Here is a 15,303-nt window from a genome sequence, read left to right as displayed (position 1 = left end):
ATCGAGGAGGCCATCTACAGGCGCGGCGCGATGCATGTCGGGTACGCGGGGCGGCCCGGCGACGCGAAATGCTTCACGGATGTAACGTAACGCGGGGATAAATTGCGTGGCGCGTTCCGTGGCGGGCCGACGAAACGGGCCGGCGCGTGCGTGCCGCCTGCGCCTGCCAAGCGTTCGGCCGCCGGAAGCGGCGATACGGGATGGCCGCTACCGTCGGCGAAAACCGGCGGCGAATGTGACAGGTGTTTCAAAACCGAGACGGATTTGCGCGCGGCGATCCAGTTGCACGACCGCCCAACTGGCCCAGCGAATTGTCGGCCAAGTGTCCATGGGCAGACGGCGCGCGTTTGCCAACAATGCCCGAAACATCCCTGCGAGGTTCGACATGAGCGTCCACGCCTTCTTCTCGGCCAACCTGTTGCTGGCCTATACGGCCTATTTCATCGGGACGGCCAGCCCCGGCCCGAGCAATCTCGCGATCATGTCGGTCGCCGCGAACCAGGGCCGCAAGGCGGCGCTCGCGTTTGCGCTCGGTGTGATTTCAGGGTCGATGGTGTGGGCGACGGTGGCGGCGCTCGGCGTGTCGGCCGCGCTGCTGGCGTGGTCGAAACTGCTGGTCGCGATCAAGATCTTCGGCGGGCTGTACCTGATGTGGCTTGCGTTCAAGTCGGGGCGCACGGCGTGGTCGGGCAAGGCGGCCGCGTCGCTGAACGCAGCGGGCGAACAACGACTGTCGCGCTTCTACGTACGCGGCGCCATGCTGCACCTGACCAACCCGAAAGCGATCCTCGTGTGGGTGTCGATCGTCGCGCTGTCGTCGAATGGCGCGGGCGCGTCGCACGGCGCCGTCGTGCCGGGCTGCCTCGTGATCGGGTGCCTGGTATTCGGCGGCTATGCGCTGGTGTTCTCGATGGACGGCGCGCGCCGGCTGTACGTGCGCGGCCGGCGCGCGATGGAAGCGTGTCTCGCCGTCGTGTTCGGCGTGGCGGGAATCCGGCTGCTGGTGTCGAACGTTTGAGGCGGCACGCGTGCGCGTCTAGCGGGTGGCACGCCGCGTGGCCGGGCGCGCGGCGTCGCCCGGCTGCTCCGCCGGGCGCGTGAACAGCGAAACGATCGTCTGCCGGAGCCAGCGGTGCGCGGGATGGCTGTCCCAGCGCTGATGCCAGATCACGCAGTAGGGCCGCGCGGGCATGCGTACCGGCGGTTGCCGCGACACCAGTTCCTTTTCATGGATCGACAGGTCGAGCAGCGTAGTCGGCAGCACGCCGATGAAGTCCGACTCCCGGATGATCGCAAGCGCGGGCGAGTACGCATTCAGCGTGAGGACGAGATTGCGCCGCAGGCCGTGCGCGGCGAGCAGGCTGTCGTACACCGGCACCCGCATGCCGGAAAACCCGACGTCGAGATGCCGCGCCGCGAGAAAGCGCTTCAGCGTGAGCGGCCCCTTTGCGAGCGGGTGATCCTTGCGCATCAGGCAGCTCCAGTGGATCGGCCACATCTCGTGCGTGCGCACGCCGCTGCTCGGGCTCGCGTCGTTCAGATAACCGCCGATCGCGAGGTCGACGCCGCCGCGATCGAACATGCCCGGCAGGTCGGCGACGCTGAACTGCGTGATCTCGATCCGCATCGCCGGTGCATGCGTGCCCATGTACTGCGCGAGGCGCGGCATGATGCGCTCGACCGTGTAGTCCGACATCGCGATCGTGAAGGTGCCCCGATGTTCCTGCGGGTCGAACTGGTCAGGCGAGATCGCCTGCTTCATTGCATCGAAGTGCGGCTGGAGCGCCGACCACAGCTCGCGCGCACGCGCGGTCGGGCGCACACCCGAAACGGTCTTCTCGAACAGCACGTCGTCGAGCGATTCGCGCAGCCTGCGCAGCGCATTGCTGACCGCCGACTGTGAAAGCGCCAGCCGCTCGGCGGCGCGCGTGACGTTGCCTTCGGCCATCAATGCCGCGAACACGCGCAGCAGGTTGAGGTCGAGCTGGCGGAACAGATCCTTCATCGCACATCTCCGTTGCGGGTGCCGGGCTCCCGTGCGTGGTGTCGGGAACCGGAACGGCGTGGCCGCCAGTGTCCGGGCGACGGGCCGCCCGGGCAAGGCCGCGTTTGCCCTTGGAGCCGATCCGGCGCTACGGCGAAGCCGCGCACGGCGTCGCACCATTATTCACGTTGGTGATGATCATATTCCGGAAATCCGTTGGACGCGGTAACGGTACGCATCGAACATGAATGCGAAACCACTGCAGCCAGCAGGTGGAGGAGACAGACGATGAAAGAGAATGCAGTGAATCCGGCCGGCGCCCTGGCGCTCGATCGCCGTTCGGCACAGGCGTTGCCGTCCGCGCGAGCGGGCACGCTGCGCGACGTCGCGGCCGCCGCCGCGGGCAACGCGCTCGAATGGTTCGACTTCGTGATCTACGGCTATTTCGCCAGCGTGATCGCAAAGCTGTTTTTCCCGGTGGCCGGGCCGGTCGGGTCGCTGTTGCTCGTGACGGCCACCTTCGGCGTGGGTTTCGTCGTGCGGCCGCTCGGCAGTGTCGTGCTCGGGCTGTACGGCGACCGGTATGGCCGCAAGGCAGCGATGTCCGTCACGATCTGGCTGATGATGGCCGGCACGGCGGCGATCGCGGTGGCGCCGCCGTATGCGCAGGCCGGCTGGCTCGGCGCGACGATCCTCGTGCTGGCGCGGCTCGTGCAGGGCTTCGCGGCATCGGGCGAATTCGGCAGCACCGTCGCCTTCCTCGCTGAAAAGGCGCCGCCGCATCGACGCCATTTCTTCGTGAGCCTGCAGATGTCGAGCACGATGCTGGCCATCGTGCTGGGCGGCACGATCGGCACGATCCTGACGACGTCGCTCAGCCCGCATCAGCTCGAAAGCTGGGGTTGGCGCGTGCCGTTCGTGGTCGGGCTGCTGATCGGCCCGGTCGGCTTCTACATCCGCAGGAGCGTGTCGGAAACCGACGCGTTCGTGCACGGCGTAGCGCTGCCGGTCGCGCAGGTGCTCAAGTGTCTGTTCGGCGAGCACCTCGCGTCGTTCCTCGCGGCGATCGGCGTGACGATCGTCAGTACGGCCGCGTTCTACATGTACCTGATCTACATGCCGACGTTCGCGGTGAAGCAGCTCGGGCTGCCGATGTCCGCGCCGTTCATGAGCACGACGGTCGCCGGCATCGTGATGGTCGCGATCGCGCCGCTCGCGGGCCTGCTCGGCGACGTCTGGCGCCGGCCGGTCGCGATGGTTGCCGCCGCGATCGTCGTGCTGGGCGCGATCACGCTGCCGCTCTATACGTGGGTCATCGCCAGCCCTTCGCTTCGCAACCTGCTCATCATGCAGGCTGCCGCCGCGGCGCCGATGGGCGTGCTCGTCGGGCTGGTGCCTGCGCTGTCCGCGCGCGCGTTCCCGGCTGCGGTGCGCAGCACCGGGCTCGCGGTGTCGTACAACATCCCGACGACGGTCTTCGGCGGCTTTTCCCCGCTGATCGTCACGTGGCTGATCGCGACCACGCACAACAAGGCGTCGCCCGCGCTGTACATCGTCGCGATGTCGGTCGTGAGCCTGGTCGCGCTGCTCGGATTCCGACGCCTGTCGCGCGAATGAGCGAACCGGATTCGGTCGACGCATGTGTCATCAAAATGCAGGAGACCGAATGAAGTCTTCCGGTACGACGACGTCGTAATGACCGGCCCGTGCGGCCGCCCCATCACCCTCAACAGGAGAAGTCACGCATGAAGTTCAAACCTACCTTCGCGCCGCCCGGCGAGGCGGAACTCAAAGGGCGCCTCGACCGCGTACGGGCGCGGATGGCGCAAGCCGGCCTCGATCGCTACGTGGCGTTCTCGCCGGACAACATCTACTACCTGACGAACTTCGCGAACATCGTCCACGAGCGGCCGTTCGTGCTGGTCATTTCGCGCAGCGGCCCGCCGCAGTTCGTCGTGCCGCAACTCGAACAGCCGCATGTGCGGTCGCGCGCGATCGGCGAACTCGAGCTGATTCCGTATTTCGAGTTCCCGGCGCCGGCCGGACGCGAATGGGGCGACCGTTTCAAGGCGCTGTTCGGGCCGGGCGAGCGCGTCGGTGTCGAGTCGGTGTGTCCGTTGCAGGTCTATGCTCAGACGCCGGGCGAGCGCGTGTGCATCGACATCGTCGACGAGGTCCGGATGATCAAGTCCGAATACGAGATCGGCCGCCACGTGTATGCGTGCGGGATCGCCACCGACGCGCACAACCTGCTGCTGAGCGAAGCGCGCCCGGGCCTCGGGATGGCCGAAATGTCGTCGCGCATTCGCGGCTTCATCATGCAGCGGCTGCTGGCCGACGATCCGTCGCTGAACCCGTCGGCTACGCGGATCGTCGCGGTGTTCCAGCCGGGCAGCGTGTCGCACGATCCGCACAACTTCAGCAACATCGACATGCGGATGGAGGAGGGCGGCCCGCACGTGTCGATCGTCAATGCGGTGATGAACGGCTACGGCGCGGAAGTCGAACGGACCTTCTTCATCGGCCACGTGCCCGATGCGGCGCGGCGCGCGTTCGACGTGATGTCGGAAGGGCGCCGGCTGGCGTTCGACGCGGCGATGCCCGGCGCGCTGCTGAGCGATGTCGATCGCAAGGTCAACGACTATTTCCGCCGTGCGGGGATGGGCGACCGGCTGCTGCACCGGACCGGGCACGGGATGGGCGTGACCGCGCACGAGGCGCCGTTCTTTGCCGAAGGCGATGACCGGCCGATCGAGAAGGGGATGTGCCTGACGATCGAGCCGGGCATCTATATCGAGGGCGTCGGCGGCTTCCGTCATTCCGATACGGTGCTGATCGGCGACGAGGGCCCGGTTCAGCTGACCGGCGGGCCGCTGGCGCTCGACGCGTTGACGTTCCCGGTTCGGGCGTAGTCGCGCGCAGGCGCAAAAAAGCCGCTGCACGGGCGTGTGCAGCGGCTTGTTCCGACCGGCGCTTCAGAAAATGAAGCCCGTATTGATGAACTTCGAGTAATGATCCGACACGATCGAATCGAGCAGCTGCTTGCTGCCTTCGGTCTGCTTTGCCGCGACCATCGAGCGGATCGAGAACGCGCGCAGCGCGTCGCTCACCGACAGCGTGCCTTCCGCCGAATCCTTGCGGCCCGCGAACGGGAACACGTCCGGCCCGCGCTGGCACTGGCAGTTGATGTTCACGCGGCACACCTGGTTCACGAGCGGATCGACGAGCGCGCCGATCTGCGCCGGATCGGAGCCGAAGATGCTGACCTGCTGGCCGTGATCCGACGTCGTCACGTAGTCGAGCGCGGTCTCGACGTCGTCGAACGGCGCGACCGGAATGATCGGCCCGAACTGCTCCTCGCGGTACAGCTTCATCCCTTCCGACACCGGATACACGACGGCCGGATAGAACAGCGTCTTGCTGAACTCGCCGCCGGAATGGTTGACGACCTGTGCGCCCCTGGCCTTCGCGTCGTCGATCGCGTCCGTCATGTAAGCCGTGCGATGCATGCCGGGCAGCGGCGTGATGCTGACACCCTTCTCCCACGGCATGCCGATCTTCAACTGTTCGAGCGCGGCGGTGAAGCGCTTCAGGAATTCGTCGACGATCGAGCGGTGCACGAGCAGCATCTTCAGCGCGGTGCAGCGCTGGCCGTTGAACGACAGCGCGCCGAGCAGGCACTCCTTCACGGTGAGGTCGAGATCGGCGTCGGGCAGCACGATCGCCGCGTTCTTCGCGTCGAGGCCGAGGATCGCGCGCAGCCGGTGCGACTTCGGGTGCTGCTTCTTCAGGTGATCGGCCACCTTGCTCGACCCGATCAGCGCGAGCACGTTGATCTTGCCCGACGCGAGCATGTGCGGCACGACCACCGCGCCCGGCGCGTAGATCGTGTTGATCACGCCCTTCGGGAACGCGTCGCGGAACGCTTCGAGCAGCGGCTCGAACAGCAGCGTGCCGTATTGCGGCGGCTTGAACACCACGGTGTTGCCCATCAGCAGTGCGGGGATCAGCGTCGCGAAAGTCTCGTTCAGCGGATAGTTGTACGGGCCCATGCACAGCACGACGCCGAGCGGCGTGCGGCGGATCTGGCCGATCGTGCCTTCCGCGATCACGAAGCGCGAGTTCGCGTTGTCGAGCTCCTTCAGCGCGTCGATCGTCTGCGTCATGTACGTGACGGTACGGTCGAATTCCTTCTGCGAATCGGCGAGGCTCTTGCCGATCTCCCACATGATCAGGTTCACGACGAGTTCACGCTGCGCGACCATCCGCTTGATGAAGTCCTGCATGCACGCGATGCGCTGCTCGACCTTCATCGTCGGCCACTCGCCGCGGCCGGCATCGTATGCGCGCACCGCGGCGTCGAGCGCCGCGTCGCTTTCCGTTTCGCCCATCACCGGGTAGCTGCCGATCTCGACCTGCTCGACGCTGCCGTTGGCCTGCCGCACGCACACGGGCGACAGCACGGTCTTGGTCGTGCCGTCCCACGGACGCAATTCGCCGTCGACGAGCGACACGCGCTGGTGGATCGGCGAAGCCAGCCGGTACTCGGCGGGGATGTCCTGAAAGGCGGGAAACAGCTGCTGCAGGGAGGCGGAATCGGGCATGACGGTCTCGTTTGACGGGGTGTCCGGGAAGGACGGGCGATGCGAATCCTGAGCTGGGTGATCCTCGATCCTGAATCGGCATGATGACGCGCGGACGACGAAGCGTCACGCGCGAACCTGGCCGAATCAACGATTGGAACCAGTTCCATTAAAAAGGAACGCCGGCGCGAATGCAAGATTTGCCGAACCGTGTCGCATGCATCGTAAGTATTCAGAAAGAATGTTGCCGAATGCTTGGTATAACACGCCAAGAGCGCTCGCAAACGTTTCCCCGCGGCCGGAATGCGCGGATAATGGCCCGGCGCGGTGAAGAAAAAAATGAAGTGAACCTGAGAGCATACGTAGTGAAGAACAGAAGAAGGTCCGCCGCACTGCCGATGCGAGGTCGGCTGCCCGGAGCGCCGGGTCGGGGTTGCCCGGTCCGGCGCGCACCGGACTTCACATGCGTCCCGCCTGCTTCGACGGATGCTTCGTGATCCTTTCCAGTCTCTTCGTCGTCGTATCCCGAATCCTGCCTTGAATCCCGCCTCGAGCCTGGCCCTGCATCGCCTGATGTGGCTGATGAAATTCTTTCGTTTTAATTACGCATAAGCCTCGTCAAAGCGCAAAACAGAAAGGCATTCGTCAGGAATGCAGAGTGCCGTGCATAGGCACGTTGCGGGCAGGCGACACGTTAAAAATTAACTAAAAATACGAATCATTCTCGTTTAATATTTCGCTCCGTTACACGCCGTGACGGAACGTCACGGCGTGTTTCGTGCCGGTCCTGCCGGCCGGCAGCCACCCGCGCCGGCTGTTCGTCGGCCGGCAGAGGCGACGGGGAGATCCCCCGCGCGCCATTTTCTTCACGGAAAGGCTTCGTCGGTCGATTCGCCGCGTGATGCGCGCGTGGGCCGGATGCGTTTCCGTTCGCCGTTTTTCCTTCAGCCTCTACGTTCACGATGAAACTCAACACGAGCGCCTGCCATGCGCTTCTGATCGCCACGTCGCTGGCCGGCGCACGCACCTCCTTCGCGCAGGCGAGTGACGCCGCGGCGACCCTGCCCGCGATCTCCGTCAATGCGGCTGCCGAGCATGCGTCGTACGACGGCGGCCATTCGCGCGCGGCGACCAAGACCGACATGTCGCTGATGGACGTGCCGCAGACTGTGAACGTCGTTCCGCACGCCGTGATCGAGGACCAGAACGCGACGTCGATGCAGGATGCGCTGCGCAACGTGCCGGGCGTCGGCTTTTCGGTCGGCGACGGCCAGCGCGACCAGATCACGATCCGCGGCTTCAACAGCATCACGGACCAATACGTCGACGGCATTCGCGACGATGCGCTCTACTATCGCGACCTGTCGAACGTCGATCGCGTCGAAGTGCTGAAGGGGCCGGCGGCCGTGCTGTACGGGCGCGGCTCGGCGGGCGGCATCGTGAATCGCGTGTTGAAGCGGCCGGAAGCGAACCCGGTGCGCGACGTGGGCGTGACGCTCGGCACGCGCGGCGAGCGGCGCGGCGAATTCGACCTCGGCTGGAACGCGAACGACGCGGCGCGCTTTCGCGTCACCGGCGCGGCCGAGAACTCGAACAGTTTCCGCGACCAGTTCCAGCTCAACCGTCAGGCGATCGCGCCGTCCGCGCAGTTCAAGCTCGACCGCGACACCGTGCTGAACGTCGAGTTCGACTACCTGCACGACCGCCGCACGTCCGACCAGGGGCTGCCCGCGTATCTCGGCCGGCCGGTCGACGTGCCGATCAACACGTATTACGGCTCGGCCGACGCGGCGAACAGCTCGTACAACGACATCTCCGCGAAGAGCGCAACGGTGTCGCTCGATCACCGCTTCAACGATTCGCTGTCGTTCCATGGCGCGATCCGCGCGTACGACTTCTCGCTCGAACGCAAGAACTACGTGACGTACGAGCCGATCAAGACCGCCGCGCACCCGGTCGTGACGCTCGACCAGTCGACGCGCCAGCGCACCGACCACGGCATCGACGGCCTGTTCGAACTCACGCAGAAGACCTCGCTGTTCGGCATGCGCCACGAGCTGTTGTATGGCCTCGAGCTGTCGCAGCAGCAGAAGTTCGACACGATCTACAGCGTGTCGAAGGTCGCGACCTACGATCTCTTCAATCCGCAGGCGGTGGTCCTGCCCGGCGTGCCGACCGGCGCGCGGGCGAAGACGAACGCATCGACCGTCGTCGGGCTCGCGGGCGTCTACGCGCAGGACCTGATCTCGCTGACCGAGCACTGGAAGGTGCTCGCGGGGCTGCGCTTCGACTACCTGAACCAGATCCGCCACGACTACACGTCGTCGAACGTCAACCTCGACCGTACCGATCACGCGTGGAGCCCGCGCGTCGGGCTGATCTACGAACCGCTCGACTGGCTGACGCTGTACGGGTCGTTCAGCCAGTCGTTCTCGCCGCTCGCCGATACGCTGATCAGTGCCGGCGCGTTCTCGAACGGTGCCGCGCTCGCACCGCAGAAGACTACCGCGTATGAAGTCGGCTCGCGCTTCGACCTCGGCGGCAAGGCGACGGCCAGCGTCGCGCTGTTCGACATGCGCCAGACCAACCAGCAGATCGGCGATCCGGCGAATCCCGGTTATGCGCTGCCGATCGGCACGCAGCACGTGCACGGGATGGAGCTGGGCTTCACCGGCGAGATCGCGCCGAAGTGGTCGCTGTATGCGGGCTACGCGTACCTGAACGGGACGGTCGACGGCTCGGCGCAATCGACGGCAGCCGGCGTCGCGGTATCGAGCAACACGCCCGGGCTGATGCCGCGCCACAGCGCGAACCTGTGGCTCAAGCGCGAGCTGCCGTACGGCTTCTATGCGGCGGCGGGCATGCAGTTCCAGTCGGCGCGTTATGCGTCGGCTAGCGATCTCGTCACGCTGCCGTCGTTCACCGTGTTCAACCTGGGCGCCGGCTATCGCAGCAAGAAGGTCGACGTGACGCTCACGCTCGACAACCTGTTCGATCGCCGCTACTTCATCGCCGCCCACGGCAATGCGGACCTGTACAACATGCCCGGCGACCCGCGCACGCTCACCGCCACGGTGAAGTGGCACATGTAACGCGAGTCACGCGCGTCACGCGTGCGTTGCGCGACAATGCGGGTCATCGTCACGATGGCCCGCACCTCATTGCCCATGATCCGCCAATCGATTGAAGTGTCGCGCGTGACCGGCCGCGTTTGCGTGCTGTGCGCCGTGGTGTGGCTGGCTTGTGGCGCGGTCGCGGCATGCGCGCAGCCGATCCCGCCTGACGCCGAACCGGCATGCCATTCGGTGCATGTCGGCCGGTCGATCACGCTGTCGGGCCGGTATGCGCTCGACTACGGCGACGAATCGATCGGCTCGGACGTGTGGTTCGAAGCGGATGACGCATCGGCGCGGCGCTTGCCCGACCGCTCGCAACGCGCGGGCGTGATCGCCTTCACGAACCAGCGCGATGCGCTGCGCGGGCTGCGGCTCCCCGTCGCGCAGCCCGACGGCGTGTGCCGGTTCGACGGGCGTGCAACGGTCGTGATCCGCGACCTGGATACCGTGTGCCCGGGGCTGGAAACGCCCGACCGCGCGCGGCTGGTGAAGGTGGTGACGGCCGCTCCGCCGGCGCCGCACGCATGCGAGGCCACCGCGCCATGACGCGGGCGCGATCGCACCGTTACTCGACGTCCTCGTCGTCCTCCAGATCGGCATCCTCCTCCGCGCACCCCGGCGCCGCATACGCGCTCGCCTGTTCGAGCAGCCAGCCGCGAAACAGCTCCAGCGGCTTGCTGTGGCTGAACTCCGTTGGATACACGAGGTAGTACGCGGAATCGCCGACCGTCGCCGCGTCGCACGGCACCACCAGGCCAAGCTGCTGCAACTGTTCCTCGACGAAGAATTTCGGCACGAGCGCGATGCCGAGCCCGGCCGCGGCCGCGCTGATCAGCATCGTGTGCAGCTCGTAGCGCACGCCCTGCATCGTGCGGATGTCCTCGACGCCGTGCGTCTCGAACCACTGCGCCCACGCGCCGGGGCGCGTCGTCGAGTGCAGCAGCGGATACGCGAGCAGATCCTCGACGCGCTCGACGGGCCCGTCGAGCAGCGCGGGCGAGCAGATCGGCACGACTTCCTCGCCGAACAGGTAGTCGGACGACGTACCCGGCCAGGTCGGCTTGCCGTAGTGGATCGCGGCCTCGAAGTGCGTGTCCTCGAACGAGAACAGGTCGGTGCGGCTGCCCATGTTCACGCGCACGTCGGGCGTGCGGTCGTAGAAGCTCTTGATGCGCGGGATCAGCCAGTGCGACGCGAAGGTCGGCAGCACCGCGAGCTCCAGGTAACCGCCGCCGCTGCCGTGCGCGATGATCGACAGCGTGTCGCGGTCGAGCGTTTCCAGCGCACGCCGCACCTGCGTGCCGTACAGCTTGCCGGCGCGCGTCAGCACGACGCGCTGCTTCACGCGGGCGAACAGCCGCACGCCGAGGCTGGCTTCCAGCGTCGCGATCTGCCGCGATACCGCGCTTTCGGTCAGGAACAGCTCCTTGGCCGCGTGCGTGAAGCTCTCGTGGCGTGCGGCGGCTTCGAAGGCCACGAGCGCGCCCATGTTGGGGATCTTGAATTTACGCATGATGCTCGATTCGTCTGACGAACAGGGCCGCGCCGCGCGGGGGCGGAAGGCGGGCGAGGAACGGCTGATAATTCCAAAAACTCATCACATATCAATTTAATCTCGCTTTACGCCCGGCTGCAACCCTTTGAATAATGCTCCCCACGCAAGGCCAGGCGCCCGCAGGGCGGCCGGCCAACGAGTGCCGGCACGTTTGCCGGCGGTCCCCCGAGACGAGAATCCTGATGCGCAATCCGAATATCGAGAGCTTGCTGACGAAGCTGCTGGGACAGGCGAAGACCGACGCCCTGTTCTCGACCCTGAACATGCCGGCCATCCTCGAAGAATGGGAAGACGGCGTCGTGACGCGCGCGGAAATCGCGCAGGCGATGAACATGGCGCTGTTCGAAGGGCTGCTCGAACGTTCGGCGAACGGCCGCGCGTACACGGCCGACGCGATCGAAAGCGGCGGCTCGGTCTATTTCGATCACGGCGCGCTACGCACGGTGCGCTGGCCGAACACGGGCGCGCTGCCGCCGGGCGAGGCTGCTTTCACGCGCATCCTGCGTCCGCTCGGTTTTCGCCTGAACGGCCGTTACCCGCTCGACAAGCTCGGCATGACGGGCCGCGCGTATGCGCATGAAGACGCGCCGGACGAAATCGCGCAGTTCTTCGTCAGTGAGCTGCATCCGGAGCGTTTCTCGAAGGAATTCCAGCAGGCCGTGACGAACGTCGTGAGCACGTCGCGCGATCCGCTGTCGCCGGCGGCCGTCGCGCTGCTGTGGGAAGTCGAGCGTGAAGGCTGGCTCTCGCTCGACGCCGCGCACGCGCTGCTGCCGGAGATCGTCGGTGCGTTCGCGCGCCAGCACGACCTGCCGAACGAGCTCGACTACGAAACGCTGCTGCTGGAATCGGCGGAAATGGCGTGGATCTCGACCGAAGGCAACGCGTTCAACCATGCGACCGACCGCGTGGCCGACGTGTTCAAGCTGTCCGACGACGAGAAGGCGAAGGGCCGGCCGATGAAGCCGGAAGTCGAGCGTTCGCGCTCGGGCCGCGTGTTCCAGACCGCGTATCGCGCGGATACCGTCGAGCGCGAATTCCGCACGCGTGACGGCGGCACGGTGAAGCGCAACGTGCCGGGTTCGTTCTACGAGTTCATCACGCGCAAGCGCACGTTCGACCAGGCGGCGCGCCGCTGGGTGACCGATCTGCGTTTCGATGCGGGTAACGCGCAGGGCATCTTCAAGATGACGGCGAACGCGGCGAAGTAACACAGGCGACGCGGCCAGCGGTGCGTGGGCGGCGCGATCGCCGTGCCGGCACCGGCGGGCCGCTGCCGACGGAGACAACCGATCGGGCAGGGCGCGACAGCGTCCTGCCCGATTGCGTTGGGCGGCGTGCGTCAGTCGCGCGGCGCGGTGGCGTCGCGCAAGGTCCGTGCGTCGTAGCGACGGGCGCTGTCCTCCGCGGTCCCGGGTTCGACGACGCGGAACGTGGCCGGATCGGCGCCGTCGATCTCGACGAGGCTCACGTAGCCGACGACATACGCGTGCTTGCTGTCGCGCGCGAAATCGTCGTCGAGGAATTCGAGCGTCGGCAGGTGCACGCGCTTCGTCGATACCGGCCGGCGGCCGAAGAACAGCTTGTCGCCGGCGCGCAGGAACGTCGGATGCAGCACCTGGAGCTCGCTGGCCGGCACGTCGACCTGCAGCGGCTTGCCGTCGCAGAACAGGCGCTCGCCGTCCCATGCGTAGCTGCCTTCGACATGCAGCCGATCGGGGTCGATGCCTTTCTTGACGATGCCGAGATGAAACGCCCGCGTCGCGTCGCGCGCCCAGCCGCCCGACAGCACGCGGAACGCGGCCGGATCGGCGCCGCGCAGCGGCTGCGGCCGGGATGGCGTGAACGCGTAGAACACCGTGACGCCATCGGTGAAGTAGTGCGGGCCGAGCACACGCAGCGCATCGATCGGCTGGTCCGAGAAGCGGGTCAGCTCGATCGGCATCTCGGCACAGGTCCGGTATGCCCAGTGAATGCCGTGCGCGTCACCGCACAGCCAGTCGATCGAACCGAAGTCGAACAGCGTCTCGCGCGCGGCGAAGGTCGCGGGATCGAAGCCGGTCAGCGTCGCGTCCTGGAACCGCACCGTCGTGCCCGACGCCGGCTGGGGCTGCCGATGCCACCAGTAGTCCCGCAGTTCGGGGCGCATCGTGAAGAAGCTGCGCCATTCGTCGAACATGCGCGTCTCCTGCACCGTCTGCCGCGCGCCGGATTCGATCGGGCCGATCCGGTCGGTGCATCGCAGGTAGCCGGCCTCGTCGGGGCCGCACAGGAAGCTCGCGCGATCGATGTCCTTCGGCCGGCCGTAGTAGTACACGCGATCGGCATCGGCGAAATAGCCACCCGGAAAGCCGATCGCGCTCGCGCCATGCGAGCCGTTGATGCGCCGGCCGTTCATGTAGATCGATTCGTCGTCGGTCGCGATGTACTCGTGCTCGCACATCTCGAACGTCACGCCGCGTTCGTCGGTCGGACGGTTCCAGGTTTCGTAGACGAGCGGCCGGAATGTGTGCGGGCTGCGCGTGCGGATCGTCCGGCCGGTGATGTAGTACGCCTGCCGCGCATCGCGCGCGTAGCGCTGGTTCAGGATCTCGAACGTCTCGAGATCGGCGTCCTCGATCCGGTAGTAATACAGCATCACCATCGCGCTGCCGAGTTGCCCTTGCACGATCACGTGTACGCCGTCGGTGAACCAGCGGCCGCCGATGCAGCGGAACGCGTGCGGCCGTTCGATCGGCAGCGGCGTGCCATCCTTGGCCCACAGCGGCAGGCCGTCCGAGCGGCGGATCACGGTGTCGCCGGTGATCGCGTAGTCGGGATGGTTGGTGTCCTGCAAGGGCGGCTGGGGCATGGCGGATGGCGCGCGGGTGTCGTGACAGTCGCCGTAGTATGCCGTGGAATACGGGCGGAAATGCGGGCAGGAATGCGGGCGGCGCGCGCGCCGGGCGCCGGATACCGCGCCGTCAGAACACGTGCGTGATCAGATAGAACAGCACCAGCAGCCCGGCCGGCACGCCGAGCAGCCAGGCGATTAGGTATTTGCCCATGTCGTCGTCCTGGTGGCCGCGACGCTGTTGGCGCCGCGGCGGTTGCGTGAATGCGCTGTCGCGTCACAGCTCGCGATCGAACTCCTTCAGCTGCTTCTCGGCCGCGTCGCGGGCGATCCCGTAACGTTCCTGGATCTTCCCGGCGAGATACTCGCGATTGCCTTCCGCGACGGCCAGGTCGTCGTCGGTCAGCTTGCCCCACTTGGCCTTCAGCTTGCCGGAGAGCTGCTTCCACTGGCCCTTGATCTTGTCTTCGTTCATCGTGTGCTCCTTGTCATGCAGGGATAAAAGGCGCGGCGGCGTGCCGCGCCCGGAGGTCAGGCCTTCGCCTTCAGGCCGGATGCGTCGACGTGCTTCACGCCCTTGACCGCGCGCGACACGGCGATCGCCTTCTTCACGGCGATCTTCGTCGGCAGCACGCCCGTCAGCGTGACGATGCCGTCGACGGTCTTTACGCTGATGTCGACACTCTTCAGGCCGTCGGTGGCGGCCAGTTGGCCCTTCACCTTGGTCGTGATCCACGTGTCGGTGACGGGCTGGTTCGATTCGGTCTTCATGCCGTTGTCGGTCGATGCGTCCTGCGCAACCGCGTTCGTGAGCGGCGCGGTGCCGAGCAGGAACGCCGCGCTGACGGCGAGCAGCGTCGTGAGGTGTCGGGGCTTGTTCATGGATGGGTTCTCCGTCGATTGGCGTGGTGAATGGGAGCGTACGAACGGCGCCGTCCGCTACCGGACGATCGGCGTGTCGTAGCCGGGCTCGCGCGGCGGGATGTCCGGGCGCGGCACGTCGGGCGGCAGCGGAACCGGCGGGTCGGTGCCGGGCGGCGGTTCGGGCGGGCTGCCCGGACGCGGTTCGGGCCGCGTCGGATCGGGTGTCTGATGGAGCTTCATCGTGCTTCTCCTCTGCAGTTCGGATGGCAGCGCATGAGCGCCGATGCAGGACCAGCGTACCGGGGCGAACGTGCGAGGACATCGCGCAAATTCACCTGATCGGCTAGTGCGTTTGCACGGGGCGTCGT

Annotated in this window: 13 protein-coding genes; 6 read left to right on the top strand and 7 right to left on the bottom strand. The window is 66.5% G+C overall.

Annotated features, from left to right (window positions below):
- Nucleotides 1-385: 385 nt before the first annotated feature.
- Nucleotides 386-1,018 (top strand): LysE family translocator, encoded by a 633-nt coding sequence (locus ACPTTF_RS30620; protein WP_166954996.1) that lies wholly within the window; start codon nt 386-388, stop codon nt 1,016-1,018.
- Between the two features lie 18 nt (nt 1,019-1,036).
- Here ACPTTF_RS30620 and ACPTTF_RS30615 read toward each other — a convergent pair whose 3' ends face one another.
- Nucleotides 1,037-2,005 (bottom strand): LysR family transcriptional regulator, encoded by a 969-nt coding sequence (locus ACPTTF_RS30615; RefSeq protein ID WP_423369441.1) that lies wholly within the window; start codon nt 2,003-2,005, stop codon nt 1,037-1,039.
- 267 nt (nt 2,006-2,272) lie between these two features.
- Between ACPTTF_RS30615 and ACPTTF_RS30610 the strand changes: the two genes are divergently transcribed.
- Nucleotides 2,273-3,601 (top strand): MFS transporter, encoded by a 1,329-nt coding sequence (locus ACPTTF_RS30610; RefSeq protein ID WP_423369440.1) that lies wholly within the window; start codon nt 2,273-2,275, stop codon nt 3,599-3,601.
- 128 nt (nt 3,602-3,729) lie between these two features.
- Nucleotides 3,730-4,896 carry a M24 family metallopeptidase gene (locus tag ACPTTF_RS30605; protein ID WP_423369439.1) on the top strand — a complete coding sequence of 389 codons (1,167 nt, stop codon included), beginning with the start codon at nt 3,730-3,732 and terminating at the stop codon, nt 4,894-4,896.
- 63 nt (nt 4,897-4,959) lie between these two features.
- On the opposite strand, the gene ACPTTF_RS30600 is transcribed toward ACPTTF_RS30605, so the two are convergent.
- The gene (locus ACPTTF_RS30600; protein WP_166954992.1) at nt 4,960-6,588 is read right to left on the bottom strand and encodes an NADP-dependent glyceraldehyde-3-phosphate dehydrogenase; all 1,629 of its coding nucleotides are present in this window, start codon (nt 6,586-6,588) and stop codon (nt 4,960-4,962) included.
- A 941-nt stretch (nt 6,589-7,529) separates the two neighbouring features.
- Here ACPTTF_RS30600 and ACPTTF_RS30595 point away from each other — a divergent pair.
- Nucleotides 7,530-9,659, top strand: a complete 2,130-nt coding sequence (locus tag ACPTTF_RS30595) for a TonB-dependent receptor (protein ID WP_423369438.1) — start codon at nt 7,530-7,532, stop codon at nt 9,657-9,659.
- Between the two features lie 105 nt (nt 9,660-9,764).
- On the top strand, nt 9,765-10,229 hold the full coding sequence (locus ACPTTF_RS30590) for a hypothetical protein (protein ID WP_423369437.1): 465 nt from the start codon (nt 9,765-9,767) through the stop codon (nt 10,227-10,229).
- Between the two features lie 19 nt (nt 10,230-10,248).
- On the opposite strand, the gene ACPTTF_RS30585 is transcribed toward ACPTTF_RS30590, so the two are convergent.
- On the bottom strand, nt 10,249-11,196 hold the full coding sequence (locus tag ACPTTF_RS30585; RefSeq protein WP_423369436.1) for a LysR family transcriptional regulator: 948 nt from the start codon (nt 11,194-11,196) through the stop codon (nt 10,249-10,251).
- A gap of 224 nt (nt 11,197-11,420) precedes the next feature.
- On the opposite strand from ACPTTF_RS30585, the gene ACPTTF_RS30580 reads away from it, so the two are divergent.
- Nucleotides 11,421-12,449: a DUF1338 domain-containing protein gene (locus ACPTTF_RS30580; protein WP_423369435.1), complete on the top strand. Its 1,029-nt coding sequence runs from the start codon at nt 11,421-11,423 to the stop codon at nt 12,447-12,449.
- 131 nt (nt 12,450-12,580) lie between these two features.
- Here ACPTTF_RS30580 and ACPTTF_RS30575 read toward each other — a convergent pair whose 3' ends face one another.
- The 4 genes from ACPTTF_RS30575 to ACPTTF_RS30560 form a co-directional block, all read right to left on the bottom strand.
- Nucleotides 12,581-14,089 carry a DKNYY domain-containing protein gene (locus ACPTTF_RS30575; protein ID WP_423369434.1) on the bottom strand — a complete coding sequence of 503 codons (1,509 nt, stop codon included), beginning with the start codon at nt 14,087-14,089 and terminating at the stop codon, nt 12,581-12,583.
- 259 nt (nt 14,090-14,348) lie between these two features.
- Nucleotides 14,349-14,546, bottom strand: a complete 198-nt coding sequence (locus tag ACPTTF_RS30570; protein WP_011356274.1) for a CsbD family protein — start codon at nt 14,544-14,546, stop codon at nt 14,349-14,351.
- A 56-nt stretch (nt 14,547-14,602) separates the two neighbouring features.
- Nucleotides 14,603-14,953 carry a BON domain-containing protein gene (locus tag ACPTTF_RS30565; protein ID WP_423369433.1) on the bottom strand — a complete coding sequence of 117 codons (351 nt, stop codon included), beginning with the start codon at nt 14,951-14,953 and terminating at the stop codon, nt 14,603-14,605.
- Nucleotides 14,954-15,010: 57 nt separating this feature from the next.
- Nucleotides 15,011-15,175: a hypothetical protein gene (locus tag ACPTTF_RS30560; protein WP_166954983.1), complete on the bottom strand. Its 165-nt coding sequence runs from the start codon at nt 15,173-15,175 to the stop codon at nt 15,011-15,013.
- Between the last annotated feature and the right edge of the window lie 128 nt (nt 15,176-15,303).

Origin of the sequence: Burkholderia crassaminum, from assembly GCF_964265005.1 — a bacterium.
Lineage (GTDB): Bacteria > Pseudomonadota > Gammaproteobacteria > Burkholderiales > Burkholderiaceae > Burkholderia.
The sequence above is the reverse complement of the archived record's forward strand: the minus strand, read 5'-3'. Positions and strand labels throughout refer to the sequence as shown.